Below are 26,151 nucleotides of genomic sequence, written 5' to 3' on the forward strand. Positions count from 1 at the left end.
ACCCCGGCTTTCGCCGGGGAACGGCACCTGTCGAAAAGGGATCATTATCGATCAGGTCCGGGGTGGCAGTCGATTCGGTGCAAAAAGAACGCCCCGCCGCAGGGCGACGGGGCAGTGGGGAGATGGTGCCGAGGAGCAGGCCGCCGCGACCGTGTCGCATTGGCTACAGGCCGACACCGAACCTGCGTCCGGCAGAATAGGGTGGAAGCATGCCCTCGCGTTGATATGGATCAAGCGAAGCCATATTCTTTCGCGGGCTGGTCTTGCCCGGGAAAGCGCGGCATGGCGCTGGGAGCTAAGGAAGACGGAATGGCATGACGACGGTCCAATATCGCGGCTTCGCGGGCGTTCGGCTCGAAGCGGACATCATCGGGTCCGAAAACGACCCCGCGGTGCTGCTGCTGCACGGGGCGGGGCAGACGCGCGCGGTCTGGACGCGGCTCGCCGATGCGCTCGAACAGGCCGGGCGCCGCGTCATCAGCCTCGACCTGCGCGGGCATGGCGGCAGCGAATGGCCGGCCGACGGCCGCTATGATTTCGAAGCGATGGTCGAGGATCTCCGCGCCGTGCTCGCGCAGCTCGGTACGCGTCCGGTGGTCGTCGCCTCGACTTTCGGCGGCTGGATCGCCAGCGCGGCGCTGGCGCGCGATGCGGCACTGCTGGCCTCGGGGCTCGTGCTCGTCGACCTGCCCGTCGGCGACGACAGCGGCGCGGCGCTTCGGATCGGCGAATGGCTGCGCGATGCCGTCCGCCCCGGGCCGGAGCAGCCCGTCTGCGATCCGCGCCTCGCCGATGCGTTCGACACCGCGGCGCTGGCCGAACGCCTCGCGGATGTGGCCGGGACGATTGCGCTGCCGACGCTCTATATCCACGGTCTGACGAGCGATCTCGCCTCGCGCGACGATGCCGCGTCCTTCGTCGATCGGCTTCCCGACGGCGAACTCGTCGAGGTCGAGGATACGGCGCCGCGTTTCGCCGACGATCGCAGCGATACGCTTGGGGCCTATCTGATCGACTTCCTCGAGCGCCGTGTGCCGCGCGAATCGCCCGAATATCGCGCCGGGTCCGATGCGCGCACCTTTCGCGACGCGCTCGGCTGCTTCGCGACGGGCGTGACCGTGGTGACCGCGATCGACCCCGACGGCGTGCCGATCGGCCTGACGGCGAACAGCTTCACTTCGGTCTCGCTCGACCCGCCCTTGCTGCTCGTCTGCATCGCGAACAGTTCGGGCAGCGCGGCGATCCTGCGCGGCGCCGACCATTTCGCGGTCAACGTCCTCCAGATCGGACAGCAGCCCACCTCGAACCGCTTTGCCGGCAAGGGGGAGGATCGCTTCGCCGCGACGCCGTGGGAAATCGGCGAGTTCGGCACGCCGGTGCTCGTGGGGTCGCTCGGCAGCTTCGAATGCGCGCGCGATGCGGTGCACGAGGGGGGCGATCATTTCATCCTCGTCGGACGGGTGCTGAAGGCGATCTTCGAGCCGCGCCGCGATCCGCTGCTCTATTTTCGCGGCAAGTATCGCAAGCTGCACTTCGCCTGAGCCCCACCACGCAATTGCCCCCGGGCGTGCCGCTTTGTCGTCGAATCGATGCCGAAGCCGGATCGCGGCGCGCCTTCGCGCGTTGATGTAAGCGAAACACCGGCCCCAACATGGAGGACTTCATGAGATATCTGAGCAAAGCCGCCGTCGGTCTGGCGGCGTTTTCATTGACGGCGGCACCAGTTGCGGCTTCAGCCGCCCCGGCATTCGACGGCGCGCGCGCGGTATCGTCGAGCGAGGAAAACAGCGAGTTCGCCGGCGGCGCAAGCTGGATCATCGGTCTGATCGGGCTTGCCGCGGGCATCGCGGTGATGATCGCGATCGCCGATGACAACGACGACGATTCACCCGTCAGTCCCTGACAGCCGGGTTCGCCTCTTATGGAATGAAGCGCTTGCGGTTTCGAAGTCGCAAGCGCTTCTATTTCTGGAGGGAGTTTCGGATTCCGAAAGTGGCAGCCCGGCAGCGCCGGCGGATCGGGCAGCTTCGACAATCGGCGCGATCGGCACGGCAGACCGTCTGACCCAGGCGTTTGATCAACACATGGAGTTCCGCAAGATCGGTCGCACACCAGTCGGACAATGCCGTCATGGTCAGATTATAGACGGTTTGCGTGTCGGCCTTGCCTCGAACGAATCCGAATCGACGCATGATCCTCAATATATGCGTGTCCACTACGAAGGCCGGCATGCGCAACGTGCTGAAGTTGAGGGTAGACGCCGAAACCTTTCGGCCCACACCCGGCAGACGTTCCAGCCACGCGAGCGCGCTCTCCACGTCCAGCGCGCCGAGAAACGTCAGGTTGAAATCAGGGCGATCTGCGGCGACGAAGGTCAAGGCATCACGAAGGTATTGCGCTTTTACATCAGGAAAGGTCACATCGCCGATGACTTCCTCGACCTCAGCGGTCGTCGCTCGTGCGATGCTGAACCATTCGGGATAGATTTCGACGAGGCGGTGATAGGCGCCCAACGAGACGGCGTCGCGTGTGCGACCGCTGATCATCGACTTCACCAGCTGGCCGACGGGCGTTCGCACACGGACCGGTTCAGCAGGGCAGCCAAAGCGGCATCTTAGCCGATCCCGCACCCACTCCATATCTTCTGTAGCCCAGAAGCTAAACGCCATCTGCATAGTCTCATAATATGAACAAAAAGAGAACATTGCAAGGAAAAAAAGCGGCCGACGGGCTCTGCGGTTGTCCCGACACGTCGCACTATGGGATTAGATTCGGCGGAAAATGGCGGAGCGGGAGGGATTCGAACCCTCGATACGGTTTTGCCGTATACTCACTTTCCAGGCGAGCGCCTTCGACCACTCGGCCACCGCTCCGCATGCCTTGGACGAGCGCCCCTAATCGGTTGGCAAGGCTTTCGCAAGTCGCATGGACGTGGCAGACAGGCCCGATGAGACATCTGTTCCTGGCCGCAGTCGCCGCCTCGCTCGCCATTCCGTCGCACGCGCAGCAGGCGGAACCGCCGGCGCCGGGCGAGATCGTGGCGGCCGCTCCGGACGAAGCGTGGATCGCCATCGCGCCTACGGACCTGCTCGTGATGGACCTGGCCCCCGATGCGAAGGGGCAGCCTCGGCGCGTCATCATCCAACTTATGCCCGCGCCGTTCAGCCAGGGATGGATCGACAATATCCGCAAACTCGCCGCCGCGCATTGGTGGGACGGCACCGCCGTCACCCGCGTGCAGGACAATTATGTCGCGCAATGGGGCGATCCGACCGAAGCGAAACCGCTGCCGGAAGGGCTGACGGTGGTGCCGGAGAGCGAGTATGTCGTGGACGCGAAAACGGCCGCGGGTTGGTCGGCGGCACGGGCCATGCGCGTTTCGGCGTCGGTGACCGCCGATCCCTATGCCCCGAGCCAGGCGCTTTGGGGATGGCCTATTGCGCACGGTGAGAATGGAGAGATATGGCCCGTCCATTGCTATGCCATGGTCGGCGTCGGTCGCAACATGTCGCCCGATACCGGCTCCGGAGCCGAACTCTATACGGTGATCGGCCACGCGCCGCGCCATCTCGACCGCAACATCGCGCTCGTCGGACGCGTCGTGAGCGGGATCGAGCATCTGTCGAGCCTGCCGCGCGGGACGGGCCCGCTGGGCGTCTATGAGCGAGCGGAGGAGCGCGTGCCGATCCTGTCGATCCGGCTCGCCAGCGATCTGCCCGCAGTCCAGCGACCGCGGTTCGAATATCTGTCGACCGAGAGCGAAAGCTTCGCGCGCTATGCCGACGCGCGCGCCAATCGCCGCGATGCCTTTTTTATCCGGCCGGCGGGCGGCGCCGACATCTGCAATATCCCGATCCCGATCCGCCCCACCGCCCAGAAATAGTCGGCATGGAGGATTTCACTGTCACCGCGCCGCTCTGGCGTTGGCGATCGGCGACGGGGCCTGCCGTCTGGCATTTCCTTACGATCGGGGGCGAGGCGGCCGATGGCATCAGGCTGGCGGCGCTCGGCGGGCAATGGCTGGATGGGCGCCGCGGGTTCGGATCGGCGAAAGTGCGCGCGACGATCGGCGATACGCGTTGGAACACGTCGGTCTTTCCGCATCGCGAAAGCGGTGGCTGGCTGTTGCCGGTCAAGGCTACGGTGCGAAAGGCCGAAGAGCTGGCCGAGGGCGATGCGGTAACTGTGACGGTCAGTCTTTAGCCGGGCTTTCAGCCTTCGCCTCGCGCGCCTTTGCCTTGCGCTTGCGCAGGTTGGCGCGCAGCGCTTCGGCCAGACGGCGCTCGCGTTCGAGGTCGGCGGGGGAGGGCGGCTGACTCATGCACCGGCCATGCCCGCGAAATCCGCACGACGTCAAGCCTCGCAGCTTGACAGGCGCGGGACGCCCCGCCATAGGCCGCGCCTGCCCCGCGACGTCGTCGCCGCGGCCGGCCGGCGCTGCTGTAGCTCAGTGGTAGAGCACTCCCTTGGTAAGGGAGAGGTCGACAGTTCAATCCTGTCCAGCAGCACCATATTTTTCAGATTTTCGTCGCCAGCAGCCAGTCGTGGAACAGCTTCACGGCGGGCTGGCGCAGCGCGCGCGGGCGGCAGACGAACCAATAGCTGTAGCTGCTGTCGACGTCGAAATCGAACAGGCGCACGAGCCGCGGGTCCTGCGCGTCGTCGAAATGGTGCGCGTGCATGAAGGCGACGCCGATGCCCTGCGCCGCGGCTTCCAGGATCAGCGGCCCCGAATCGAAGAAATCGACCCCCGCCGGTTCCAGATAGGGCATGCCGATCGCCTGCCGCCATTCGCTGAAGGTTTCGGGCATCTCGCGATGCAGCAGGATGGTCATCCGCTGAAGCTGTTCAGGCACCGTGATCGGGCGGTCGCCGTCGGTCAGCGCGCGCGATGCGATGGGGAACACCTTGTTCTGATCGAGCCGGGCCGCGTAGAGTGCTGGATCGATCGCGCGCGCCAGAGCGATCGCCGCGTCGATCCCTTCGCCCAGCCGCGCCTCGGCGTGCGACATGGTGTCGATGTCGATATGCAGTTCGGGATGCTGCTGCCGTAGCGCGGGCAGTCGCGGGAAAAGCCGCTGCTGCGCAAAGAGCGGCAGGACGTTGAGATGCAGGCGGAGCGAAGCTTCCGGGCTGCCGGCGCGGACGAGCACCGACCGCAGATCATCGAGGATCGGGCCGAGCTGATCCTGCAACTGACGCCCGGTTTCGGTGAGCTTCAGGCCATGATGATGCCGATTGAACAGCGGGCGGCCGACCGCATGCTCGAGCGTCTGGATACGCCGCGACAGTGCTGGCATCGACAGGCCGAGTTCGCTCGCGGCGGCTTTCACCGTGCCGTGGCGCGCGACCTCCAGAAAAGCCTCCATGCTGCTGAGGGGGGGAAGGCGTTGCATCATCGTCTCCTGACGGCGCTGATGGCATGGCCTTGGCAAGCTTGCCAGAATTTTGTGCGGCGCGTCATCGATCGTTCCGCCGCGGGGGGTGAAATCGGGGAACGATCCTCCTATCTTCCCCGTTCTGACCATTTTGCGGGAGACGGGTATTGGCCGACGCACCGGTGAAGGAAAAGCAGGTCAAGCTGCAGGTCGCGACGCTGCGCGCGGAAGAGAGCGGCGCGGGCATCGCGCGCATTCCGCGGTCTGCGATGGCCGCGCTCGGCGTGACCGAGGGCGATGTGGTGCAGATCAGCGGCAAGCGTGACACTGCGTCGCGGATCGTCGCCCCCTATCCCGAGGATGAAGGGTTGGAAGTGATCCGCCTCGACGGCCTGCAACGCGCCAATGCGGGCGCCGGTGCCGGCGACGTGGTGATGCTGAGCCGGGTGGAGATGCGTCCGGCAACGCGCGTCGTCTTTGCCCCGGCGCAGGAGAATCTGCGGCTTCAGGGATCGGCGATGGCGCTCAAGCGCAGCTTTTTCGGGCGGCCGCTCGTCGCCGGCGACACGGTGGCGACCGCGGGGCAGCAGCGCCTGCCTTCGGGCGATATGCCGCCGCAGCTCCGCCAGATGCTGAACGCGCCCGCCTATGCACTGGCCGAGGTACGCCTGCTCGTCGTGTCGGCGACCCCGAAAGGCGTCGTTTTCATCGACGAAAACACCGAAGTCGAACTGCTCTCCGAATATCAGGAGCCGCAGGATGCGCGCCGCACCGACGTCACCTATGACGACCTCGGCGGGCTCGGCGAGACGATCGACCAGCTTCGCGAGATGGTCGAACTGCCGCTGCGATATCCCGAACTGTTCCGGCGGCTGGGCGTCGATCCGCCGCGCGGGGTGCTGCTCCACGGGCCGCCGGGTACCGGCAAGACGCGGCTGGCGCGCGCGGTTGCGAATGAAAGCGACGCGCAATTCTTCCTGATCAACGGCCCGGAGATCATGGGCAGCGCCTATGGCGAGTCCGAAAAGCGGCTGCGCGAGATTTTCGAGCAGGCGACCAAGGCGGCGCCGTCGATCCTGTTCATCGACGAGATCGATTCGATCGCGCCGAAGCGCGGGCAGGTGACGGGCGAGGCCGAGAAGCGGATCGTCGCGCAGCTCCTGACATTGATGGACGGACTCGAACCGCGGACGAACCTCGTCGTCATCGCGGCGACCAATCGTCCCGATGCGATCGACGAGGCGCTGCGCCGTCCGGGCCGCTTCGACCGCGAGATCGTGATCGGCGTTCCCGACGAAAAGGGGCGGCGCGAGATATTGGGCATCCACACTCGCGGCATGCCGCTGGGCGAGGATGTCGACCTCGACGAACTCGCGCGCACGACTTTCGGTTTCGTCGGCGCCGACATGGCGGCGCTGACCCGCGAGGCGGCGATCGAGGCGGTGCGGCGCATCATGCCCAAGCTCAACCTCGAGGACGGGACGATCCCGCCCGAGGTGCTGGAAGAGGTGCGGGTGACGCGCGACGATTTCCTGAACGCGCTGAAACGCGTGCAGCCGTCGGCGATGCGCGAGGTGATGGTGCAGGCGCCCCGGACGCGCTGGAGCGATATCGGCGGCCTCGACGCCGCGCGTGACAAGATGATCGAGGGCATCGAACTGCCGCTCAAGCATCCCGAGGCGTTCCGCCGGCTCGGTATCCGCCCTGCCAAGGGCTTTCTGCTCTATGGCCCGCCGGGCACAGGCAAGACGCTGCTTGCCAAGGCGGCGGCGCGCGAATCGGACGCGAATTTCATCGCGATCAAGTCGTCCGACCTGCTGTCAAAATGGTATGGCGAGAGCGAGCAGCAGATCGCGCGATTGTTCGCGCGGGCGCGGGCGGTGGCGCCGACGATCGTCTTCATCGACGAACTCGACAGCCTCGTTCCCGCGCGCGGTGGCGGCGGGGCGGGCGAGCCGCAGGTGACCGAACGCGTCGTCAACACGATCCTCGCCGAGATGGACGGGATAGAGGAGATGCAGTCGGTCGTTGTCATTGGCGCGACCAATCGCCCGACCCTGATCGACCCGGCGCTGCTGCGTCCTGGCCGGCTCGACGAACTGATCTATGTCTCGGTACCTAACGCCGAGGGGCGGCGACGCATCCTGGAAATCCATACCGGCCGGATGCCGCTCGCGGACGATGTATCGCTCGACACGCTCGCCGAGCGGACCGAGCGCTTCACCGGCGCGGATCTCGAGGATCTGGTGCGCCGCGCGGGGCTTGCGGCGCTCAAGCGCTCGCTCGACAGCGACATCGTGACGATGGCCGATTTCGAGGCCGCGCTGAAGGACACGCGCGCCTCGGTCACCGAGGCGATGGAGCGCGATTACGAAAAGATCCAGGGCGAGATCAAGCAGCAGGCGATGAGCGTCGATCCGATCGGCTTCTTCGCGCCGGGCATGCTCAAGCCGGTCCGCGAGCAGAAGCACGGCGGCGAGGCAGAGGCCAAGGATTGATTCAGGCCTGGGGCTGGTGGCCCTCCTGCTGGAGGGCCGACCAGCCCCACAGCACCAGCCAGCCGCAGAACAGCGCCATCAGGCCGTAGGACACCATCGCGTGCCAGTTGTAGAGCAGCACGCCGACCGCGGGTGAGACGATGTAGGCCGAGCCGTTGATCGACGCGGTCATGCCGGCGACGCTGCCCTGGTCGCGGCGTGAGACCGAGAGCGAGGCTCCCGCCGTGAAACCCGGCCGGAACAGCCCGAAGCCGAGCGAGGCGAGGGCGAAGCCGATGACGATCGCGTGCAGATCCTGCGCCAGCCCGGTCAGCAGGATGCCGGCCGCGCCGAGCGCCGCGCCGTACAGGACGGTGGTGCGCGGCGTCATCTTCAGCAGCGGGATCAGCCCCCATTGCGCGAGCAGGGTCGCAAAGGCGCCGGCCATCAGTACGATGCCGGTGATCGCCGCCCCCTCGTCGGGCTTGAGGCGAAGGTGCAGCCGGTCGAGGATCAGGAAGCCGATGACTCCCAGCATCATCGCTTGCGCCTGGCCGCCGAAGAAGCCGGCGAGCAGCCATGGCCGCACGCGCGGGTCGCGCCAGCCCAGCGCCTTTTGCGTCGAGGGATCGCGGTCGTTCTCGTCCTCCGCGGTCGGTTCGGCCGGGCCGGCGGACAGCGGGTAGGGGGCGATCGCACCGCGAGCGGCGAATCGCGGCGTGTCGTTGGGCAGGCGCCAGCGCAGCATCACCAGCACGATCAGGCCGATGAGCGCGAAGACGAGCAGCGGCCCCGCGAGTCCGACGAAGGGCAGGATGAAGAAGGGCGCAATCGCCGGTCCGATCACGGTGCCGAGCCCGAAGGAGGAGGAGACGAGCGATAGCGCCTGCGTGCGTTCCTCGGCATCGGTGCGCGCGGCGACATAGGCCTGCACCGCGGGCGGCGAGGCCGAACCGAGCCCGCCATAAAGGCTGCGAAACAGCGCGAAGAGGATGAAGGTCGTGCTCGCCGAGATCGCGCCGCTCAGCCCCGCCCACAGCGCAAGTCCGCACAGCGCCATTGAGGCGAGGAAGCCGACGATGCCGAGCGCCATCAGCGCCCGGCGCCCGCGCTTGTCCGACTGGCGCGCCCAGTGCGGTGCGGTCATCACCCACAGCAGCGCCGACCAGCTGAAGGCGAGGCTGACCCACACGTCGGGGATATGCAGCTTGGCGCCGATCGCCGGCAGGATCGACTGCATCGCGGTATTGCCGGCCGCGGCGACAAGCATGATAGCGAAAAGCACGGCCATGCGGTCGGAGGGAATCGAACGCGCTATCGCCGTCATGTCCGCCTCCTTTCGCCGCATGCCTGCCTCTCCCTACACGGGAAGCGCGCGCTGTCCAGCATCGGGCCAGACTCTTTCCTTGCGCCGGAGCCTCAACTTTGCCACGCAATTTCCGACCCTAACAATGCGAAAGCCATCATGACCAACCCCAGGGCGCAGGCCCATGAATCGAAGATCGCGCCGCTCAGCCGGATTCGCGAGCGGCTCAAGCGCGTATTCGGCCCGTGGGGCATGTTCATCCGAGGCTTCATCAAGCATCCGGTCATGGTGGGTTCGATCGTGCCGTCATCGCCGACGCTGATCCGCCACATGCTGCGGCCCGTCGACTGGAAGAACACGAAACTGTTCGTCGAATACGGCCCCGGCGTCGGCACCTTCTGTCGTCCGGTTCTCGAGCGGATGCCGGGCGACGCGACGTTGATCGCAATCGACACCAACGAGGATTTCATCGCCTATCTGCGCAAGGACATCCGCGACAGCCGCTTCATCGCGGTGCACGGGTCGGCCGCCGACGTCGAGGCGATCATCGCGGCGCACGGCTTCGACCAGGCCGATTATGTCCTGTCGGGTCTGCCCTTCTCGACGCTGCCCGCCGGAGTCGGTCCCGCGATAGCCGCCGCGACGCACCGCGTTCTGCGCCCCGGCGGCGCCTTCCTCGTCTATCAGTTCCGTGCCCGTGCGCGCGATTTCCTCGCCACGCATTTCCGGCGCATCGACAACGCCTTCGAATGGGTCAACGTCCCGCCCTGCTTCCTCTTCTGGGGCTGGAAGGACTGACCCTTTCAGATATCGGGGTCGGGATCGGCGAGACCGAAATTCAGCCGCCGCGATACCGTATAGTCGACGATGCCGACCACGAACCAGGCGAGCGTCCAGCGCAGCCTCGTCAGCCATCCGGCACGCGCCCGATGCGACAATCGGGTGACGATTGTGCAATTGGGTTCGAGGCCCGCTAGGAAATCGCGCATCCGCGCCGCGAATTTGGCATCGGCGATCCGCACCATGATTTCGACATTCAGGAACAGGCTGCGGACGTCGAAATTGGCCGATCCGATATAGACGACATTGTCGATGACGATCAGCTTCATGTGCAGCCGGCACGGCTGATATTCCCAGACCTCGGCTCGCCGGCGCAACAGATAGCCGTAGAGCAGCCGCGACGCGCCGATCGTCGCGGCATTGTCCGACCGCCCGGCCATGACAAAGCGCGCACGCCCCTTTCGCGCGACGCGCCCCAGCCGCCGCAGCATGCCTTGTCCCGGCGAGAAATAGGCCATCGCCATGTCGAGTCGCGCCGCGCCGTCCAGATCGCTGCGCACCGCACGCGCCCATGGCGACAGGCGCTGCGTCGGACCGCCGACCAGCCAGGATATGGGGCCATCCCGCTGCGGCCATGTGCGGATCAGGCGCCGTAGCATCAGCAGCTTGCCGTCGTGATGCACGGTATAGGCGTGAAGCCGCTCGAACCACCGCGCCGCCTGGACGACGCTGGCCCCCTTGACGATCAGGCCGAGGTCGAACCAGCAATCGCGGTGTGGCTCGTCCAGATAGGCATCGGCGATGTTGAACCCGCCGGTGACCGCTATGGCGTCGTCGATCAGGATCAGCTTCTGGTGGTTGCGGATCAGATAGCTTGACCGCCAGCGCCGCGAGAAGAAGGTTACCTCCCCCCCCGCCGCGCGCAGCGGCGCGAACAGCGCGTCGGGCGTCGTCGCCGATCCGAAGCTGTCGATCACGGCGCGCACCCGAACCCCGCGCCGGGCCGCGGCGGTCAGGTCCGCGACCATCGCGCGTCCGGCGAAATCGTCGGCAAAGATATACATGACCAGGTCGATGTTCCGCACCGCCCCCGCGATCAGGTCGTGCAGTCGCTCGCGGCGCTCGCTGCCCGAGAAGAGCAGTTCGAGCCGATGGCCCGCGACGGCCGCGGTCAGCCGCCCCGGCATCGGGCTTTGATCGGCCGCTTCGGTCATCGCCCGGACATAGGCTGCGGGCGTCTCCGCGCAAGAGGGCCGCGACCACGAGGCGCTACGCTGCCGATGCCTCAGTCTTCCTGTCCGTAGCCCAGCGGCAGGCCGACCGTCAGCGTGGCTACATCGCACTTCATGGCCCGGCATAGCCTGATGAGCGCCACGAAGGTCAGATTATGCTCGCCGCGCTCGATTCGTCCGACATAGCTGCGATCAAGCCCCGCTTCGTGGGCAAGGCCTTCCTGCGACATGCCTAGCTCGCGCCTTCGAGCGCGAATGCGCTTGCCCAAGATGTCCAGATAGGGATCCACCCGCTCCAGTCACGGGATAGGTGACTATCAGTCCACGGAGTATTGATCCCTTTGTTAACCTTTGTCGCTTATTCGATTCGCAGTTTGACCGATGGAGGGTGAGATGAGGAATTGGAAAGCCGCTGCGGCCATCGCGGCATTCATGGTATATGGGACGGCGCAGGCGCAGACGGTCTTCCATTGGCCCGCGCCCGAAACGCAGCCGCTCGGGGAGGCCAAGCGTTACTATCTGCCGATGGGAACGCCACTGATGTTGAAAACGCGCACGCAAATTTCGACCAAGGACAACAAGCCCGGCGATCGCGTGTATCTGGAGGTAGCCGAAAGCATCAGTTTCCGCGGACAGATCATCGTCCCGATCGGTGCGCCTGTCGTTGCCGAGGTGTCGCGGGCGCAGCGTAACGGTCATGTAGGCAAAAAGGGAAAACTTGAGATCCGACTGCTTTATGCGGAAACGCCGAGCGGTCCCGTGCGCCTCACAGGAACATCCTATGACGAGGGCAAGAGCGGCACGGCGCTGTCGGTCGGCACGATGTTGTTCGCGCCGGCGCTGGGTGGTTTTTTCATTCACGGCACAAGCGCCAGGATCGACGCGGGAACACCCGTGGAGGCCTATCTCGCGGAACCGCTGCGATTCACCTGGTATCCGGAGCCGGGTCCCAAGATCGCGTTGATTCCGGCGCAGCCCGATTCATACGAAACGGCGCGCCCCGGCTTCTCTTCCTTGCAACAGCCGGTATCGCGAGCGGATTGACCTGCGATACGGGCGGGACGTGCGGGGAGGGACAGTGGACCGGGCGCCTCATGTCGAACTCTACCGCCTTCCCCCCCACGCCGCGCTCGATTGACATTTTGCCGGCTCCCTGCTAGCGCGCAGCGCTTGCCGCCACGCCTCTCCGGCTGGCCTCTCCTCAATCCAAGGAAACAACATGGCCCGCGTTACCGTCGAGGATTGCGTCGACAAAGTTCCCAACCGTTTCGATCTGGTCCTGCTGTCCGCGCACCGCGCGCGCGAGATTTCGGGCGGTTCGGAACTGACGATCGACCGCGACCGCGACAAGAATCCCGTCGTCGCGCTGCGCGAGATCGCCGAGCAGACCGTGCGTCCCGTCGACCTCAAGGACTCGCTCGTAGGCACGTTGCAGAAAGTGGTCGTCGATGATGACGATACGCCCGACGAAATCAGCTCGATCGCGCGCTCGGCCGAAGCGCTGCGCCTGACGGCCGCCGCGCCGCCGCGCAGCCCCGCTGGCGGCGGCGGCGACTTCGAATAAGCGCCGCGTCCGACGCATCGAAAAGGGCTCCGGGAAACCGGGGCCCTTTTTCGTTGCGCTATTGGATCACGGCAGCTGGATCAGTTCGGCGACGCGGATTGCGCGCGAGGCGAGCAAGGGTTCGAGGATGATGCCGATGCGGTGCGCCCGCTGCGACCGGGCGGTGATGTTGTAGAGGCTGTTCGCGACTACGTCGGCGATCTGCACGCCATCGGACCGCCGGCTGTCCGCAAGCGACGCGCGACCCCAGTGACCGAGCCCGGCCTGGATCGTGTCGCGCACGCGCGTCAGGATCGCGGGGTCATAGCGACCGTCGTCGATCACCACATCGGTGCACACGCCGCCCGTTTCGGGCAGCCAGTGGCCGACCGCGCTGTCGAGCAGCGCCGCGTAAAGGGCGAGGTCGCTCGGCGGGGTGCCGTTGGCATTCGGCAACAGCCGCTCGCGCTCGGCGACCGCGACCCAGGCGCGTCCACCGGCACGATCGAACAGTTCGAGCAGATAGGCGCGCTCGGTCAGGCTGATCCGGCTGCCTTTCAGTTCGCCGCGCAGGCCGGTGACCGCACGAAAGCGCGCGTGGATCGCCGCCGCCGCCTCGGGGGTGAGCATCACCGCGGCAAAGGTCATCGCGCCGGCGTTGAGCCCGCCCGATTCGTCGCAATAAATCGTCATGATATGGCGAAGAGCGTGGCCGGTCCGTCCGGTTCCGCCACGCAGCCCCCTTTTTCTCCGTGAACGCCCCGAGTCATCGTGTCCGCATCATGGCGCATCAGGCGGGGCACGGATAGCGCTTCTTCATCAGGCCGTCGAAGGCGGCATAGACGCTTACCGACGTGCGCGCCTGCGGCGGGTAGGTGCGCAGATGCGCGAGCCATTCCTCGGGTGTCAGCGTGCCCGAAGCGGGAGGGCAACTTGTCGTCTTGCGCCCCGCCCGGCGTTCGGCGTCGATCCGCGCCTTGTAGCGCTTGCCGGCGGCGATCACCTCGCCCTTGAGCGCGCCCGCTTCGGGGGTGGCGAGCGCGAGAGGACCGAGGCGCAGCAGATTGTCGGCGCGCGCCAGAAAGGCTGCGACGCTCATGTCGCCGGGTGCCATGCCGCACAGCAACGCGGCGGTACCCAAGGCAACCGCCGCGCGTGCGCTTTGCCTCCGGATCACTCGCTGCACCCCGACATCATTTACCGAACGCCCCCAATCAGGGATCAGGCGCCCTGCGGATTGGCGTCGCCGAAGGGGCGCGGCTTGCGCTTGATCTGCGGCAGCGAACCGGCGTGACCCTGGATCGGCGTCCCGGGACGGCCCTGGTCATTCTCGCGGCCGATATCTTCGCCCTTGATCGCGCGGCGCGCTTCTTCGCCCGAAAGCGTCTCATATTCGAGCAGCGCCCCCGCGAGCAGGTGCAGTTCGTCGAGGTGATCGGTCAGCACCTGCCGCGCAACATTCTCGCCTTCCTCAACCAGTCGGCGGACCTCGGCGTCGATCAGCTTCGCGGTTTCTTCCGACATGTTCTGCGCCCGCGAAACGCTGTGGCCCAGGAACACCTCGTCCTGATTGTCGCGATAGCGCAGCCAGCCGAGCTTTTCCGACATGCCATATTCCATCACCATCGCGCGCGCCATGTCGGTCGCCTGCTGGATGTCGTTCGACGCGCCGGTGTTGAGTTCGTCCTTGCCATAGATGAGCTGTTCGGCGATGCGGCCGCCGAAGCAGAGCGCGAGCCGCGCCTTCATCTGCTTCATGTTCTGCGAATAGCGGTCGCGCTCGGGCAGGTTCCACGTCACGCCCAGCGCGCGGCCGCGCGGGATGATCGTCACCTTGTGCAGTGGATCGTTGCCCTCGACGTGCAGCGACACCAGCGCATGGCCGGCCTCGTGATAGGCGGTCGCCTTCTTCTCGTCCTCGGTCATCACCATCGAGCGGCGTTCGGCGCCCATCAGCACCTTGTCCTTGGCTTCCTCGAACTCGTCGCTGGCGATCAGGCGCTTGCCCTTGCGCGCGGCGAGCAGCGCCGCCTCGTTGGCGAGGTTGGCGAGGTCGGCGCCCGAGAATCCGGGGGTGCCGCGCGCGATCCGGCGCAGGTCGACGTCGGGCGCCAGCGGCTTCTTGCGCGTATGGACTTCCAGAATCTTGTGACGACCCTCGATGTCGGGGCGCGGCACGACGACCTGGCGGTCGAAGCGGCCGGGGCGCAGGAGGGCGGGATCGAGCACGTCGGGGCGGTTGGTCGCGGCGACGATAATGATCCCCTCGTTCGCTTCGAACCCGTCCATCTCGACGAGAAGCTGGTTCAGCGTCTGCTCGCGCTCGTCGTTGCCGTTGCCGAGGCCCGCGCCGCGATGGCGGCCGACCGCGTCGATCTCGTCGATGAAGACGATGCACGGTGCGTTGCGCTTCGCCTGTTCGAACATGTCGCGCACGCGGCTGGCGCCGACGCCGACGAACATCTCGACGAAGTCCGAGCCCGAAATGGTGAAGAAGGGGACGCCCGCCTCGCCCGCGATCGCGCGGGCGAGTAGCGTCTTGCCGGTGCCGGGCGAGCCGACGAGCAGCGCGCCCTTCGGAATCTGGCCGCCGAGCTTCGAGAATTTGCTCGGGTCTTTCAGGAACTCGACGATCTCCTGCAGTTCCTCGCGCGCCTCGTCGATGCCGGCGACGTCGTCGAAGGTGACGCGGCCCTGCTTTTCGGTAAGCATCTTGGCGCGCGACTTGCCGAAGCCCATCGCGCCCGACCCGTTGTTCTTCTGCACCTGGCGGAAGACGAAGAAGGCGACCGCGAGGATCAGCAGGAAGGGCAGCGACTGGACGAGTAGATACATCCAGAAGTTCGGCACTTCCTGCGGCTTGCCGTCATATTTGACGCCATTCTCGTTGAGCATCTTGAGCAGGTCGGGATCGCGGACGACATTGGCGGTGAAGCGGTCGCCGTTCGACATCGTGCCCGTCACCCGATCCTCGGACAGCACGACCTCCTTGACGGCACCTTCCTGCACCTTCTGCCGGAAATCGGAATAGGCGAGCGGGCTTCCCGCGGGCTGCGCGGCGCCGCCGAACATCGAGGCGACAAGGAGCATGGCGAGCAGGATGCCGCTCCAGATCATCACGCTCTTCATCCAGGGGTTGCCCTGCGGTTCCTTGTCGTCCTGCATGCGGAATCTTTCCAAAATCACATCGATCGCCGAAATCGCGCCAAAGGATGGTGTGCGATGCGATCAGGTTCCTAAGATAGGAGCATGGCGTTAAATGACAATGAGCCAATCGGTCCTATTGTCGCCTAGCGTAAAGCGGCGTTCAGCGGCGCGTTTTGCGGCGGGGCGCCGTGGAAATGCGCCAGGCGCGATGCTCGTCGGTCGCAATGGCGTCGATCAGCAGGCTGCCGACCATCGCCCGCCGGCCCGCGCGCATCGCCGCGATCACTCCATCGAGGGTGATACCGCGCAGCCCGAGGCGCGGGTCGTTCGCCTTCAGCCGTTGCTCGACGATGCGCCGGAACAGCTCGGGCGGATAGGCGCGGTCGCGGATGGTCGCGATGTCGTCGGCGTCGGGCCAGCACCCGATCGCGGCCGCGACCGCCCAATCGAGCGCCTCGTCGGCCTCCGCCAGCCAGCGCGCCGATCGCGCGGCGGCTTCGGCGTCGACGATGGTCTGCGAGGCGAGCGCCCGGCGAAGGCGCGCGCGGTCGAAGCGCGTGTCGGCGTTGGTCGAATCCTCGACGAACGGCAGGTCGGCCTCCAGCGCGACATGCGCCAGCTCGGCGCGGCGCCAGCCCAGCAGCGGGCGCAGCACCGCGCCGTTGCGCGCGCGGATCGCCGCCAGTCCGCCGACCCCGCTACTGCGGTTGAGCCGCATGATGATCGTTTCGAGCTGGTCGTCGGCGTGATGCGCGGTCAGCAGGAAGTCGATGCCGTTCGCCTCGCGCCACGCCTCGAGCAGCCGATAGCGTTCGGCGCGCGCCGCGGCCTGCAACGAACCGCGGATCGGGGCGGGGGGACGCAGCGTCGCGTGCGGAACATGTTCGCGCGCGCAGAAGCCCGCGACCATGCGCGCCTCATCGGCGGATTCGCGGCGTAGCCCGTGATCGACCGTCGCGGCATCGACCTGTCCGGGCAGCAGCGAGGTCGCGAGCCAGAGCAGCGCCATGCTGTCGGGCCCGCCCGAAACCGCGACGCCATAGTGACGTCTATGCCAATCGGGCCCCGCGACGAGCGCCAGATCCGACGCGAAACGCTCGACCGCGTCCGCGTCAGCAACCAGTTTTTGCTTTGGCGGCAGCTGCATCATCGCGGACATCCTTTGGCGCCTTGTCTCCATAGACTTCGTCGAGCTCGCGGAACGCCTTGCACGCGTCGGCCTTGCGTCCCAGCTTGTCGAGCGCGACCCCCATGTACATCAGGCTGTGCGGCGCGCGGGCGCCGCTCGGCCGATCCTTGTAATTATTATAGAAAGCGACCGCGGCGAGGCTTGGCTTGCCTTCGTCGAGATAGGCGCGGCCGAGGAGGTTCTGCGCGTAGCTCGCAAGTCGGTGATTCGGCCATTTCGTGACCACCTGCTTCAACTGTGCTTCGGCCTCGGGGTAGAGCTTCGCCTCCCACAGGCGATAACCATAATTATAGCTGTCCTCGACCTCGTTGCCGGTCGCGGGAATCTCGACCTTCTTGACCAGCGCAAGCCGTGTGGCGTCGGGTGTGGTGGCTGCGGGTTTGGTCGTTGCCGGCTTCTTCGCCGGCGTCGCTGCGGCGGTGGTCGCGACCGTCGCGGGCGGCTTGACCGTGGGAGCCAGGCTGGCAGGTGTGCCCGTCACCTCGGACGCTTCGGGTGCTGCGAGGCGCTTGTCCGTTTCGGCCTTGTAGGCGTTGAATTTCTTTTCGAGTTCGCGAAGTTGGAAGGCGTTCTGCTCGGTTTGTCCGGTCAGGGTCTGGAGTTGCGCTTCGAGCGCATCGACGCGCGCGGTCAGGTCGATCACCGGCGCGCTGCTCTTGACCCGTTCGCCCGGCGTGTTGTCGGGTGCGATCTCGCCCTCGAAGAAGGCTGGGCTGCCGCCCGGGAACACCGACCGCTGGACGGCGCGCATTTCCTTCTCGAGCCGTTCGACCCGCTTGTCGATTCCGGCATCCTGCGCGAGCGTCGGCACCGAGGCCGAAAGCGCGATCGCGGCGGTTGCGAGAAAAGAGATATGACGCATCTTCATCTGCCGATAGGCCCCCACCAATTAACCTTGTTTGGCGTCCATAACGCGGCACGGGGCGGCGGCGCAAACCCATTTCGGTGCACCGCCATTCCGATCGGCCCGATTGTTGCGGAATTCAGCGCCGCGGCAAAGCCTTCGGCGCCGGTGCCGTGGCGCCGCCTTCGGCCCGCGCCAGAAGGTCGGCGGGCTTGAGCGAGATGCTCTTGACCAGCGTGTCGGCGGCGCCGAGCGACCCGATATCGCGCCCGCCGACGGTCACTTTGAGCGCTTGCGGTCGGCTGGTGCGCAGCGTGAACTGCTTGATATAGGCGGCGGGCACCTGATAGGTTTCGCCGGGATCGAGCGTGCGCCAGTTCTCGGTCTTGCCGTTTGCGTCGTCGAACCCAATCCATACCTCCGAAATGCCGGTGAGCACGATCGGCGCGTCGGCGGGAACGGCGCCGTCGGCAGCGGTCTTGCCCGCTGTGGCCGGCGCGGTTGCGGCCGCGGGAGCTTCGGATGCGTCGGCATCGCGATTCTGCGCTGCGACCAGCGCCTCGTCGGGCTCGACCGACAGGAAGCGCCATACGCCATAGGCCGAAACGAGCACGGCGGCGACGATCACCAGCGTCCACGCCAGCCGCGCGGTCGGCAGGCGGGCGGGGTCGGTCGGTTCGTAAGCCTCGTAAATCGGCCGGTCGCCATATTGATCCTCGTCGAGTTCGCGGCGGATGTCGGCGGCGATCTCGGTTTCGGGCAGGTCGACCGCGCGGGCATAGGCGCGCGCGAAGCCCGTGACGTAAGTGCGCCCCGGCAGCTCCGAAAATTCGGATTTCTCTATGGCTTGAAGATGCCGCTGGGTGATGCGCGTGCGCGTCGCGACGTCGGCGAGCGACAATCCCGCCGCCTCCCGCGCCAGCCGCAGGCGATCGCCGGTGCGCGTGATCGCCAGTTCGCCCTGCGTGGCGACCTCTTCCTCTGCCATTGCTGTCTCCGTGCCGGTCGGTGCAACCCGGTTTGACCGTGGCGCCGTTCATCGCATTGGCGATGCGCGAAAGTCAAATGAAGTTCGGCGAAACGTCGGCTGGAAGTCCTCGGATAGGAAGCGGCAGGAAAGACAGGCGATCAGAGCACATATTTGCTGAGATCGGTGTCGCCGACGACGTCGGCAAGCTGCCGGTCGACATAGGCGGCATCGATGGAGAGCGTGGTGCCCGTTCGGTCCTCGGCGGTGAAGCTCACCTCCTCGACGAGCCGTTCCATGATCGTCTGGAGGCGGCGGGCGCCGATATTCTCGACCTTCTCGTTGACGTCGGCCGCGAGCCGCGCGACGCGCGCGATCGCGTCGGGCGTGAAGGTCAGCGTCACGCCCTCGGTCGCGATCAGAGCCGAATATTGCTCGGGCAGGCCAGCCTTGGTCTCGGTCAGGATGCGGACGAAATCCTCCTCGCCGAGCGCGCCCAGTTCGACGCGGATCGGCAGGCGGCCCTGGAGTTCGGGCAGCAGGTCACTCGGCTTCGCGACGTGAAAGGCTCCCGAGGCGATGAACAGGACATGGTCGGTCTTCATCGGACCATATTTGGTGGCGACCGTCGTGCCTTCGATCAGCGGCAACAGATCGCGCTGCACGCCTTCGCGGCTCACCGAGCCGCCGCGCACGTCGCTGACCGCGATCTTGTCGATCTCGTCGAGGAAGACGATGCCGTTCGCTTCCGCATCGGCCAGCGCGACGCGCGCGACGTCGTCCTGGTCGAGGCGCTTGTCCTGCTCCTCCTCGATCAGCCGCGTCGCGGCTTCCAGAACCGTCAGCTTGCGGCGCTTCTTCGGCAGGCCGCCCATCGCCTTGCCGAGCATGTCGGACAGGTTGATCATGCTCATCTGTCCCGGCTGGCCGGGAAGCTCGAACGGCATGTTCGGGGTGTCGGCGACCTCGATCTCGACCTCGCTGTCGTCGAGGTGGCCTTCGCGGATGCGCTGGCGGAAGCTCTGGCGGGTCGCCTCGCTGGCGCCCTTGCCGGTCAGCGCATCGAGCAGTCGCTCCATCGCCGCCTCTTCGGCTGCGGTGCGCACCGCTTCGCGGCGACGGTCCTTCTCCAGCCGCACCGCTTCCTCGACCAGGTCGCGCGCGATTTGTTCGACGTCGCGGCCGACATAGCCGACCTCGGTGAACTTGGTCGCCTCGACCTTGATGAAGGGCGCGTCGGCAAGTTTGGCGAGGCGGCGCGAAATCTCGGTCTTGCCGCAGCCCGTCGGGCCGATCATCAGGATATTCTTTGGGCTCACCTCGTCGCGCAGCTCGGGCGCGAGCTGCTGGCGGCGCCAGCGGTTGCGCAGCGCGACGGCGACCGCGCGCTTCGCGGCGTCCTGGCCGATGATATGCGTGTCAAGCGCGGCGACGATCGCCTTCGGGGTCAGATCCTTGTTCATGGTCGCTTATGCCTGGATATCGATAATTTCGAGGGTGGTCTGGTCGTTGGTGTAGACGCAGATTTCGGCGGCGATCTGCATCGCCTTCTTTGCCAGCACCTCGGGGTCCTTTTCGTAATCGACGAGCGCGCGCGCCGCCGACAGCGCGTAATTGCCACCCGACCCGATCGCCGCGATGCCGCCCTGCGGCTCCAGCACGTCGCCGTTGCCGGTGATGACGAGCGTCACCTCCTTGTCGGCGACGATCATCATCGCCTCCAGATTGCGCAGATATTTGTCGGTGCGCCAGTCCTTGGCAAGCTCGACCGCGGCGCGCAGCAACTGGCCGTGATGGCGTTCGAGCTTCGCCTCCAGCCGCTCGAACAGCGTGAACGCATCGGCCGTCGCGCCCGCGAAGCCGCCGATGACGCTGCCGTCGTGCAGGCGGCGCACCTTGCGGGCATTGGGCTTCATCACTGTCTGGCCCATCGACACCTGACCGTCGCCGATGACGACGACCTTTTCCGGGGTGCGGGCGGACAGGATGGTGGTTCCGTGCCAGGGCGCGGCACTGTGCGCATGAGGATCGGTCATGCGGCGCGATATGGGCAATCGGCGCCGGGGCTGCAAGGGGAGGGGACGGCGATCAGATTGCGTTGGCGGCGAACGTGTCGCACTGGCGCGGATCGCCGGTCTCCAGCCCGCGGCGGAGCCAGCGCATGCGCTGCTCGCTGGTGCCGTGGGTGAAGCTTTCGGGCACCGGTCGCTGGCCCGCCGAGCGCATCAGCGTATCGTCGCCGATCGCGTTGGCGGCGGTCATCGCCTCCTCCATGTCGCCCGGCTCCATCACCGTCTGCCGGTCCTTCGTCCGCGCCCGCGCGGCCCACACGCCGGCATAGCAGTCGGCCTGCAATTCCATGCGGACCTGGATCGCATTGCCCTCGGCCTGCGAAGCGCGGGCTTGCGCGCGGCGGACCTGATCCGACGTTCCGGTGATCGTCTGGATATGATGCCCGACTTCGTGCGCGACGACATAGGCTTGCGCGGCATCGCCGGCGGCGCCGAACTTCGTCTTCAACTCGTTGAAGAAGCTGGTGTCGAGATAGATGCCCTGGTCGGCGGGGCAATAGAAGGGTCCCATCGCCGCCTGCGCCGCGCCGCAGCCCGAGCTGTTGTGGTCGGTATAGAAACGCAGGCCGGGCGCGCGATAACCGTTGATCTGGCTTTCCCAGAAGCGGTTGGTCGAGCTGAACACTTGGCAGGCGAAGCGTTCGGCGGCAGTATCGCAGGCGACGCCCTGCTGCGTGCCGCGGCTGTCTGCCATCGGGTCGGCGGTGCCGCCGCCCGTGCTCAGCATCTGCGAACCGGGACCGAGGAAGACGAAAGCGAGTACGCCGAGCAGCAGGATCGTGCCGCAGCCCATCTTGCGCCCGAGCAGCATCGGCAGCAGTCCGAACAGCAGCCCGCCCATGCCACCGCCCCCGCCCCCGCCGAAACCGCCGCCGCCGCGACCGAGGTCGCGGATGTCGTCGCCGGGGTCGTAATCGTCGAGGCGCATGAGGGGGCTCCGCTGTTGAAGATCTGCTTGCTGCCTGTTTGTGGCAGCGGCGGGGGGCAATTGGAAGAGGCTTCGCGCGGGAACCGCCTCTTGCCAAGGGCGTTGCTGCGGTGCACCAACGGCTCCGGCCGTCCCGCCCCCCGAAAGGATCGCTTCGAGTCCATGCCCCGCCGTGCCGCCCGAGCCGCCTTGCCCTTGCCCGACCTCGTCGTGCTGGTCCTGCAGGGCGGCGGAGCGCTCGGCGCCTTTCAGGCCGGGGTCTACGAGGCGCTGATCGATCTCGGCGTCGAGCTCGACTGGGTCGCGGGCATATCGATCGGCGCGATCAACGCCGCGATCATCGCCGGCAATCCACGCGACGCGGCGGTCGGGAAGATGCGGGAGTTCTGGGAAGGCGTGTCGTCGGCGCTGCCCGTCCTGCCGGTGGCCGACAATGATCTGGCGCGCGAATGGGCGCATTGGGCGGCGGCCGGACAGGTCGCGGCCTTCGGCGTTCCGGGCTTCTTCACGCCGCGCATCCCGCCGCCGATGTTCGCCTCGCCGCAGACGCCCGCGGCGATCAGCTTCTACGACACGGCGCCGCTGGTCGAGACGCTCGACCGCCTCGTCGACTGGGACCGCGTCAACGACGGCAAGGTGCGCCTGTCGGTCGGCGCGGTCGCGGTGGAAACGGGCAATTTCCGCTATTTCGACACGCGCACCGACCGCATCGACGCGCGCCATATCCTCGCGTCGGGCGCGCTGCCGCCGGGCCTGCCGCCGGTCGAGATCGACGGCACCTGGTATTGGGACGGCGGGCTCGTTTCGAACACCCCGCTCGAACATGTCGTCGAAAGCGCGGACGAGGCGATGCTGGTGTTCCAAGTCGACCTGTTCCCGGCGCGCGGCCCGCGCCCGCACGATCTGGAGGAAGCCTGGTCGCGCGAGAAGGATATCCGCTTTTCCAGTCGCACCCGCCGCATTTCGGACGGGCTGGTCCGGCGACGCAAGGAACATCGGCTGATCGCCCGGATGCTCGACAAATTGCCCGAGGAGATGCGCGCGCTGCCCGAGGTGAAGGCGGTCGAGCGCATGGTCGACTGCAAGGCGCTGAACGTCGTCCAGCTCATCCACCAGCCGCCGGCATGGCAGACCGGCGCGCGCGACTTCGAATTCTCGCGCGCGACGATGGACGCCAACTGGGCGCTGGGCCGCGCAGCGGTCGAGGCGTCGCTGAAGGACGGACACCTGCTCGCCGAAAGCATCGCCGAAGGGCGGTCGGACAGTTTCGCCATCGAGGCGGGCGGCCTGCAGCCCAAATCGGCCCATGCCGTTTCCCCATCCCCTCGCGAGAAAAAGGACTGATCCCATGCATCTCAAAGGCAAGACCGCCCTCGTCACCGGCTCGACCTCCGGCATCGGACTCGGCATCGCCAAGGCGCTCGCCGCGGCGGGCGCGGACATCATCATCAACGGTTTCGGCGACGAAGGCGCGATCGAGGCCGAGCGCGCGGCGCTCGCCGCGCTGAACGGCGGCAAGGCGGCCTATGACGGTGCCGACCTCACCAGGCCCGACGCGATCGCGGAAATGTTCGAGCGCGCCGACAGCGACATGGGCGGAGTCGACATCCTCGTGAACAATGCCGGCACCCAGTTCGTGTCGCCGGTCGAGGATTTCCCGGTAGAGAAATGGGACCTGATCCTCGCGCTCAACCTGTCGTCGGCCTTCCACACCATCCGCCACGCCGTGCCGGGGATGCGCAAGAAGGGATGGGGCCGCATCATCGGCACCGCCTCGGCGCATTCGCTCGTCGCCTCGCCGTTCAAATCGGCCTATGTCGCCGCGAAGCACGGGCTCGCCGGGCTGACCAAGACGGTCGCGCTCGAGGTCGCCGACGCGGGGATCACCGCCAATTGCATCAGCCCGGGCTACGTCTGGACGCCGCTGGTCGAGAATCAGATTCCCGACACGATGAAGGCGCGGAACATGACGCGCGAACAGGTGATCAACGACGTTCTGCTCGCGGGGCAGCCGACCAAGCAGTTCGTGACGGTCGAGCAGGTCGCGGCGCTTGCCGCCTTCCTGACCCGCGACGAGGCGGCGAACATCACCGGTGCGAACCTGAGCGTCGACGGCGGCTGGACCGCCGCCTGACGCCGGGCGATCCTGCCTGCGGCGCGCTGCGTCCTTGAGCATTGCGTCATCCGCTCCTAAGGTTAACGGCGAACCGGACCAGGAGAGACGGACGATGTGGGGTCGCACCTTTCTATATTTGACATGCGCGGCGGGGCTGGGGCTCGCCGGATGCCGGACCGTGCCGGCGATGCCGCCCTCGGCGGCCGACGCCGCGCCGGCGGAGGCTGCGGGTACCTGGCGCGCCACCGCGACCGACCAGGACAAGGCGCGCATCCGCGGCTGGTATTCGAGTTGGACCGCGGCGCTCGCCGACGCGCGGGCAAAGGGCTATGGCGCCGACGTCGAGCGCGAAGGCGTGTTGCTGCAACCGACGGCGGCGCTGCCCAATCCGCACCTGCCCGCGGGCGAGTATCGCTGCCGCACGATCAAGCTGGGCACGCAGGGACGCGGTGCGATTGGCTTCATCGCCTATGACTGGTTCCGCTGCCGCGTGTCGGACGAGCAGGAACTCGCCAGCCTGACCAAGCTGACGGGGTCGCAGCGGCCGGTCGGCCTGATCTTTCCCGACAATCTCAAGCGCCAGATATTCCTCGGCACGCTGGTGCTGGGGGACGAGAAGATCCCGGTCAATTACGGCAGCGACCGGATGCGCGACATGGCGGGGCTGATCGAACGGATCGCCGACAATCGCTGGCGGCTGGTGCTGCCGGCGCCCGCCTATGAATCGCTGCTCGACGTGATCGAGCTGGTGCCGGCAAACGGATGATTTGAAAACAGGGGAGCAATAATGAAGATCAGCGGGCGGATTTTGGGACTGGGCGCCGCGGCGCTCGCGCTCGGGCTGGCGGCGCCGGTGGCGGCGCAGTCGCTGGGCGACCAGGTGCAGAAGCAGATGCCCTCGCTGATGGACATCTACAAGGATTTGCACGCGCATCCCGAACTCAGCTTCATGGAGGTCCGCTCGGCGGGCATCCTGGCCGCCGAGGCGCGCAAGCTGGGCTTCACGGTGACCGAGAAGGTCGGCGGGACGGGCATCGTCGCGGTGATGAAGAACGGCCCCGGCCCGGTGGTGCTGGTCCGCGCCGACATGGACGGGCTTCCCGTCACCGAGCAGACCGGCCTTCCCGGCGCGTCGACGGTGCGCGTGACGACCAAGGAAGGCGTCGAGACCGGCGTCATGCACGCCTGCGGCCACGACACGCACATGACCGCATGGATCGGCGTCGCGCGGCTGATGGCGGCGAACAAGAGGCAGTGGTCGGGGACGCTGGTGATGATCGGCCAGCCCGCCGAGGAGCGCGGCGCGGGTGCGCGAATGATGCTGGCGGACGGGCTCTACACCCGTTTTCCCAAGCCCGAATATGCGATCGCCTTTCACGACGCGGCGCAGTTTCCCGCGGGCATGATCGGCTATACGCCGGGCTATGCGCTCGCCAATGTCGACAGCGTCGACGTCACGGTGAAGGGGCTCGGCGGTCATGGCGCCTATCCGCAGGCGACCAAGGATCCGATCGTGCTCGCCAGCCGCATCGTCACCGCGCTCCAGACGCTCGTCGCGCGCGAGATCAGCCCGCTCGACAGCGGCGTCGTCACCGTCGGCAGCTTCCACGCCGGCGCCAAGCACAATATCATCCCCGACGAGGCGAAGCTGCAACTGACCGTGCGCAGCTATACCGACGAGGTGCGCACGCAGCTGCTCGACGGCATCGCGCGCATCGCGAAGGGCGAAGCGATCGCGGCGGGCATGCCGGAAGACAGGATGCCGATGATCAGCGTCGCAAAGGACGAATATACGCCGTCGGTCTTCAACACGCCCGAGTTCACCGAAGAGATGGCGGCCTTCCTGAAGACCGGCTTCGGCGACCAGCGCGTCGTGCAGATGCCGCCGGTGATGGGCGGGGAGGATTTCAGCCGCTATGGCCGCGAGGACAAGTCGATCAAGAGCCTGATCCTGTGGGTCGGCGGCGTTCCGCAGGCCGAATATGACGCCGCGAAGAAGGAAGGCCGGACGCTGCCGAGCCTCCATTCTCCTTTCTGGGCGCCCGATGCTCCCGCGGTCATCTCCACCGCGACCGAGGCGCTGGCGTCGATGGCGATGAAGCTGATGCCGAAGGGCTGACCATATTTGGCAATTATCGCTTTTCGACAAGGAGCTGTTCCCCGGCGAAAGCC

At 66.7% G+C, this 26,151-nt stretch carries 27 protein-coding genes and 2 tRNA genes; 13 read left to right on the forward strand and 16 right to left on the reverse strand.

All coding sequences use genetic code 11. From position 1 onward, the window contains the following. Nucleotides 1-314 precede the first annotated feature (314 nt). Nucleotides 315-1,541, forward strand: coding sequence for an alpha/beta fold hydrolase (locus SGR02S_RS13600; RefSeq protein WP_067110789.1), 1,227 nt, complete (start codon nt 315-317; stop codon nt 1,539-1,541). A gap of 110 nt (nt 1,542-1,651) precedes the next feature. Further along, a complete protein-coding gene (locus tag SGR02S_RS13605) occupies nt 1,652-1,903 on the forward strand; it encodes a hypothetical protein (RefSeq protein WP_067110791.1) in 252 nt (83 codons plus the stop codon). 58 nt (nt 1,904-1,961) lie between these two features. Here SGR02S_RS13605 and SGR02S_RS13610 read toward each other — a convergent pair whose 3' ends face one another. Both SGR02S_RS13610 and SGR02S_RS13615 read right to left on the reverse strand, forming a co-directional pair. Then, a complete protein-coding gene (locus SGR02S_RS13610) occupies nt 1,962-2,675 on the reverse strand; it encodes an endonuclease III domain-containing protein (protein ID WP_067110850.1) in 714 nt (237 codons plus the stop codon). A gap of 107 nt (nt 2,676-2,782) precedes the next feature. Continuing rightward, nucleotides 2,783-2,873, reverse strand: a tRNA-Ser gene (locus SGR02S_RS13615). Between the two features lie 74 nt (nt 2,874-2,947). Between SGR02S_RS13615 and SGR02S_RS13620 the strand changes: the two genes are divergently transcribed. Both SGR02S_RS13620 and SGR02S_RS13625 read left to right on the forward strand, forming a co-directional pair. Then, complete coding sequence (locus SGR02S_RS13620; protein WP_067110793.1) at nt 2,948-3,883, forward strand: peptidylprolyl isomerase; 936 nt, start codon at nt 2,948-2,950, stop codon at nt 3,881-3,883. Between the two features lie 5 nt (nt 3,884-3,888). Continuing rightward, nucleotides 3,889-4,203, forward strand: a complete 315-nt coding sequence (locus SGR02S_RS13625) for a DUF1905 domain-containing protein (protein WP_082797145.1) — start codon at nt 3,889-3,891, stop codon at nt 4,201-4,203. Here SGR02S_RS13625 and SGR02S_RS20610 read toward each other — a convergent pair. Then, nucleotides 4,193-4,321, reverse strand: coding sequence for a hypothetical protein (locus SGR02S_RS20610; RefSeq protein WP_255211480.1), 129 nt, complete (start codon nt 4,319-4,321; stop codon nt 4,193-4,195). The genes SGR02S_RS13625 and SGR02S_RS20610 overlap by 11 nt on opposite strands. Before the next feature lie 115 nt (nt 4,322-4,436). On the opposite strand from SGR02S_RS20610, the gene SGR02S_RS13630 reads away from it, so the two are divergent. Continuing rightward, nucleotides 4,437-4,511, forward strand: a tRNA-Thr gene (locus tag SGR02S_RS13630). 6 nt (nt 4,512-4,517) lie between these two features. Here SGR02S_RS13630 and SGR02S_RS13635 read toward each other — a convergent pair. Further along, complete coding sequence (locus SGR02S_RS13635; protein ID WP_067110853.1) at nt 4,518-5,396, reverse strand: LysR substrate-binding domain-containing protein; 879 nt, start codon at nt 5,394-5,396, stop codon at nt 4,518-4,520. A gap of 149 nt (nt 5,397-5,545) precedes the next feature. On the opposite strand from SGR02S_RS13635, the gene SGR02S_RS13640 reads away from it, so the two are divergent. After that, a complete protein-coding gene (locus SGR02S_RS13640) occupies nt 5,546-7,876 on the forward strand; it encodes a CDC48 family AAA ATPase (protein WP_067110801.1) in 2,331 nt (776 codons plus the stop codon). Between the two features lies 1 nt (nt 7,877). On the opposite strand, the gene SGR02S_RS13645 is transcribed toward SGR02S_RS13640, so the two are convergent. Next, entirely contained in the window at nt 7,878-9,182 is a 1,305-nt protein-coding gene (locus tag SGR02S_RS13645) for an MFS transporter (RefSeq protein WP_067110855.1), read from the reverse strand. 138 nt (nt 9,183-9,320) lie between these two features. On the opposite strand from SGR02S_RS13645, the gene SGR02S_RS13650 reads away from it, so the two are divergent. After that, the gene (locus SGR02S_RS13650; protein WP_067110804.1) at nt 9,321-9,959 is read left to right on the forward strand and encodes a class I SAM-dependent methyltransferase; all 639 of its coding nucleotides are present in this window, start codon (nt 9,321-9,323) and stop codon (nt 9,957-9,959) included. A 5-nt stretch (nt 9,960-9,964) separates the two neighbouring features. Here SGR02S_RS13650 and SGR02S_RS13655 read toward each other — a convergent pair whose 3' ends face one another. Both SGR02S_RS13655 and SGR02S_RS19710 read right to left on the reverse strand, forming a co-directional pair. Then, nucleotides 9,965-11,155, reverse strand: a complete 1,191-nt coding sequence (locus SGR02S_RS13655) for a phospholipase D-like domain-containing protein (protein WP_067110807.1) — start codon at nt 11,153-11,155, stop codon at nt 9,965-9,967. A 71-nt stretch (nt 11,156-11,226) separates the two neighbouring features. Continuing rightward, a complete protein-coding gene (locus SGR02S_RS19710; RefSeq protein WP_067183305.1) occupies nt 11,227-11,463 on the reverse strand; it encodes a helix-turn-helix domain-containing protein in 237 nt (78 codons plus the stop codon). A 103-nt stretch (nt 11,464-11,566) separates the two neighbouring features. Between SGR02S_RS19710 and SGR02S_RS13660 the strand changes: the two genes are divergently transcribed. Both SGR02S_RS13660 and rpoZ read left to right on the forward strand, forming a co-directional pair. Continuing rightward, nucleotides 11,567-12,217 carry a hypothetical protein gene (locus tag SGR02S_RS13660; protein WP_156483085.1) on the forward strand — a complete coding sequence of 217 codons (651 nt, stop codon included), beginning with the start codon at nt 11,567-11,569 and terminating at the stop codon, nt 12,215-12,217. A gap of 175 nt (nt 12,218-12,392) precedes the next feature. Further along, a complete protein-coding gene (gene rpoZ / locus SGR02S_RS13665; RefSeq protein WP_067110812.1) occupies nt 12,393-12,737 on the forward strand; it encodes a DNA-directed RNA polymerase subunit omega in 345 nt (114 codons plus the stop codon). A 66-nt stretch (nt 12,738-12,803) separates the two neighbouring features. On the opposite strand, the gene SGR02S_RS13670 is transcribed toward rpoZ, so the two are convergent. The 9 genes from SGR02S_RS13670 to ypfJ form a co-directional block, all read right to left on the reverse strand. Next, nucleotides 12,804-13,409, reverse strand: a complete 606-nt coding sequence (locus tag SGR02S_RS13670; RefSeq protein WP_067110815.1) for a DUF3800 domain-containing protein — start codon at nt 13,407-13,409, stop codon at nt 12,804-12,806. Nucleotides 13,410-13,506: 97 nt separating this feature from the next. Continuing rightward, nucleotides 13,507-13,857 carry a hypothetical protein gene (locus SGR02S_RS13675; protein ID WP_255211481.1) on the reverse strand — a complete coding sequence of 117 codons (351 nt, stop codon included), beginning with the start codon at nt 13,855-13,857 and terminating at the stop codon, nt 13,507-13,509. An 80-nt stretch (nt 13,858-13,937) separates the two neighbouring features. After that, nucleotides 13,938-15,881: an ATP-dependent zinc metalloprotease FtsH gene (ftsH, locus tag SGR02S_RS13680; protein WP_067110822.1), complete on the reverse strand. Its 1,944-nt coding sequence runs from the start codon at nt 15,879-15,881 to the stop codon at nt 13,938-13,940. A 142-nt stretch (nt 15,882-16,023) separates the two neighbouring features. Next, nucleotides 16,024-17,013 carry a tRNA lysidine(34) synthetase TilS gene (tilS, locus tag SGR02S_RS13685; RefSeq protein ID WP_067110858.1) on the reverse strand — a complete coding sequence of 330 codons (990 nt, stop codon included), beginning with the start codon at nt 17,011-17,013 and terminating at the stop codon, nt 16,024-16,026. Further along, nucleotides 16,976-17,920, reverse strand: a complete 945-nt coding sequence (locus SGR02S_RS13690; RefSeq protein ID WP_067110825.1) for a YbgF trimerization domain-containing protein — start codon at nt 17,918-17,920, stop codon at nt 16,976-16,978. Before SGR02S_RS13690 ends, tilS begins: the two co-directional genes overlap by 38 nt. Nucleotides 17,921-18,035: 115 nt before the next feature. Then, on the reverse strand, nt 18,036-18,884 hold the full coding sequence (locus SGR02S_RS13695; RefSeq protein WP_067110828.1) for a helix-turn-helix domain-containing protein: 849 nt from the start codon (nt 18,882-18,884) through the stop codon (nt 18,036-18,038). Between the two features lie 140 nt (nt 18,885-19,024). After that, on the reverse strand, nt 19,025-20,326 hold the full coding sequence (hslU, locus tag SGR02S_RS13700) for an ATP-dependent protease ATPase subunit HslU (protein WP_067110830.1): 1,302 nt from the start codon (nt 20,324-20,326) through the stop codon (nt 19,025-19,027). Nucleotides 20,327-20,332: 6 nt separating this feature from the next. After that, nucleotides 20,333-20,899 (reverse strand): ATP-dependent protease subunit HslV, encoded by a 567-nt coding sequence (hslV, locus tag SGR02S_RS13705; RefSeq protein WP_067110833.1) that lies wholly within the window; start codon nt 20,897-20,899, stop codon nt 20,333-20,335. Between the two features lie 52 nt (nt 20,900-20,951). Next, complete coding sequence (gene ypfJ / locus SGR02S_RS13710) at nt 20,952-21,863, reverse strand: KPN_02809 family neutral zinc metallopeptidase (RefSeq protein WP_067110836.1); 912 nt, start codon at nt 21,861-21,863, stop codon at nt 20,952-20,954. A 162-nt stretch (nt 21,864-22,025) separates the two neighbouring features. Here ypfJ and SGR02S_RS13715 point away from each other — a divergent pair, with 162 nt between their 5' ends. From SGR02S_RS13715 to SGR02S_RS13730, 4 genes are all read left to right on the forward strand, one after another. Beyond that, a complete protein-coding gene (locus SGR02S_RS13715; RefSeq protein ID WP_067110839.1) occupies nt 22,026-23,207 on the forward strand; it encodes a patatin-like phospholipase family protein in 1,182 nt (393 codons plus the stop codon). 4 nt (nt 23,208-23,211) lie between these two features. Then, entirely contained in the window at nt 23,212-23,997 is a 786-nt protein-coding gene (locus SGR02S_RS13720; RefSeq protein WP_067110841.1) for a 3-hydroxybutyrate dehydrogenase, read from the forward strand. A gap of 118 nt (nt 23,998-24,115) precedes the next feature. Further along, nucleotides 24,116-24,745 (forward strand): DUF4893 domain-containing protein, encoded by a 630-nt coding sequence (locus tag SGR02S_RS13725; RefSeq protein WP_255211482.1) that lies wholly within the window; start codon nt 24,116-24,118, stop codon nt 24,743-24,745. 21 nt (nt 24,746-24,766) lie between these two features. Further along, nucleotides 24,767-26,098 (forward strand): amidohydrolase, encoded by a 1,332-nt coding sequence (locus SGR02S_RS13730; RefSeq protein ID WP_067110847.1) that lies wholly within the window; start codon nt 24,767-24,769, stop codon nt 26,096-26,098. The last annotated feature ends 53 nt before the right edge of the window (nt 26,099-26,151 follow it).

It is taken from the genome of Sphingopyxis granuli NBRC 100800, from assembly GCF_001591045.1.
In the GTDB taxonomy this organism is placed as follows: domain Bacteria; phylum Pseudomonadota; class Alphaproteobacteria; order Sphingomonadales; family Sphingomonadaceae; genus Sphingopyxis; species Sphingopyxis granuli.

Bases quoted from the DNA above. Each gene is read 5' to 3' on its own strand.
- SGR02S_RS13600 (WP_067110789.1), top strand. From the start codon at position 315: ATGACGACGGTCCAATATCGCGGCTTCGCGGGCGTTCGGCTCGAAGCG.
- SGR02S_RS13605 (WP_067110791.1), top strand. From the start codon at position 1,652: ATGGAGGACTTCATGAGATATCTGAGCAAAGCCGCCGTCGGTCTGGCG.
- SGR02S_RS13610 (WP_067110850.1), bottom strand. From the start codon at position 2,675: ATGCAGATGGCGTTTAGCTTCTGGGCTACAGAAGATATGGAGTGGGTG.
- SGR02S_RS13620 (WP_067110793.1), top strand. From the start codon at position 2,948: ATGAGACATCTGTTCCTGGCCGCAGTCGCCGCCTCGCTCGCCATTCCG.
- SGR02S_RS13625 (WP_082797145.1), top strand. From the start codon at position 3,889: ATGGAGGATTTCACTGTCACCGCGCCGCTCTGGCGTTGGCGATCGGCG.
- SGR02S_RS20610 (WP_255211480.1), bottom strand. From the start codon at position 4,321: ATGAGTCAGCCGCCCTCCCCCGCCGACCTCGAACGCGAGCGCCGTCTG.
- SGR02S_RS13635 (WP_067110853.1), bottom strand. From the start codon at position 5,396: ATGCAACGCCTTCCCCCCCTCAGCAGCATGGAGGCTTTTCTGGAGGTC.
- SGR02S_RS13645 (WP_067110855.1), bottom strand. From the start codon at position 9,182: ATGACGGCGATAGCGCGTTCGATTCCCTCCGACCGCATGGCCGTGCTT.
- SGR02S_RS13650 (WP_067110804.1), top strand. From the start codon at position 9,321: ATGACCAACCCCAGGGCGCAGGCCCATGAATCGAAGATCGCGCCGCTC.
- SGR02S_RS13655 (WP_067110807.1), bottom strand. From the start codon at position 11,155: ATGACCGAAGCGGCCGATCAAAGCCCGATGCCGGGGCGGCTGACCGCG.
- SGR02S_RS13660 (WP_156483085.1), top strand. From the start codon at position 11,567: ATGAGGAATTGGAAAGCCGCTGCGGCCATCGCGGCATTCATGGTATAT.
- rpoZ (WP_067110812.1), top strand. From the start codon at position 12,393: ATGGCCCGCGTTACCGTCGAGGATTGCGTCGACAAAGTTCCCAACCGT.
- SGR02S_RS13670 (WP_067110815.1), bottom strand. From the start codon at position 13,409: ATGACGATTTATTGCGACGAATCGGGCGGGCTCAACGCCGGCGCGATG.
- ftsH (WP_067110822.1), bottom strand. From the start codon at position 15,881: ATGCAGGACGACAAGGAACCGCAGGGCAACCCCTGGATGAAGAGCGTG.
- tilS (WP_067110858.1), bottom strand. From the start codon at position 17,013: ATGATGCAGCTGCCGCCAAAGCAAAAACTGGTTGCTGACGCGGACGCG.
- SGR02S_RS13690 (WP_067110825.1), bottom strand. From the start codon at position 17,920: ATGAAGATGCGTCATATCTCTTTTCTCGCAACCGCCGCGATCGCGCTT.
- SGR02S_RS13695 (WP_067110828.1), bottom strand. From the start codon at position 18,884: ATGGCAGAGGAAGAGGTCGCCACGCAGGGCGAACTGGCGATCACGCGC.
- hslU (WP_067110830.1), bottom strand. From the start codon at position 20,326: ATGAACAAGGATCTGACCCCGAAGGCGATCGTCGCCGCGCTTGACACG.
- hslV (WP_067110833.1), bottom strand. From the start codon at position 20,899: ATGACCGATCCTCATGCGCACAGTGCCGCGCCCTGGCACGGAACCACC.
- ypfJ (WP_067110836.1), bottom strand. From the start codon at position 21,863: ATGCGCCTCGACGATTACGACCCCGGCGACGACATCCGCGACCTCGGT.
- SGR02S_RS13715 (WP_067110839.1), top strand. From the start codon at position 22,026: ATGCCCCGCCGTGCCGCCCGAGCCGCCTTGCCCTTGCCCGACCTCGTC.
- SGR02S_RS13720 (WP_067110841.1), top strand. From the start codon at position 23,212: ATGCATCTCAAAGGCAAGACCGCCCTCGTCACCGGCTCGACCTCCGGC.
- SGR02S_RS13730 (WP_067110847.1), top strand. From the start codon at position 24,767: ATGAAGATCAGCGGGCGGATTTTGGGACTGGGCGCCGCGGCGCTCGCG.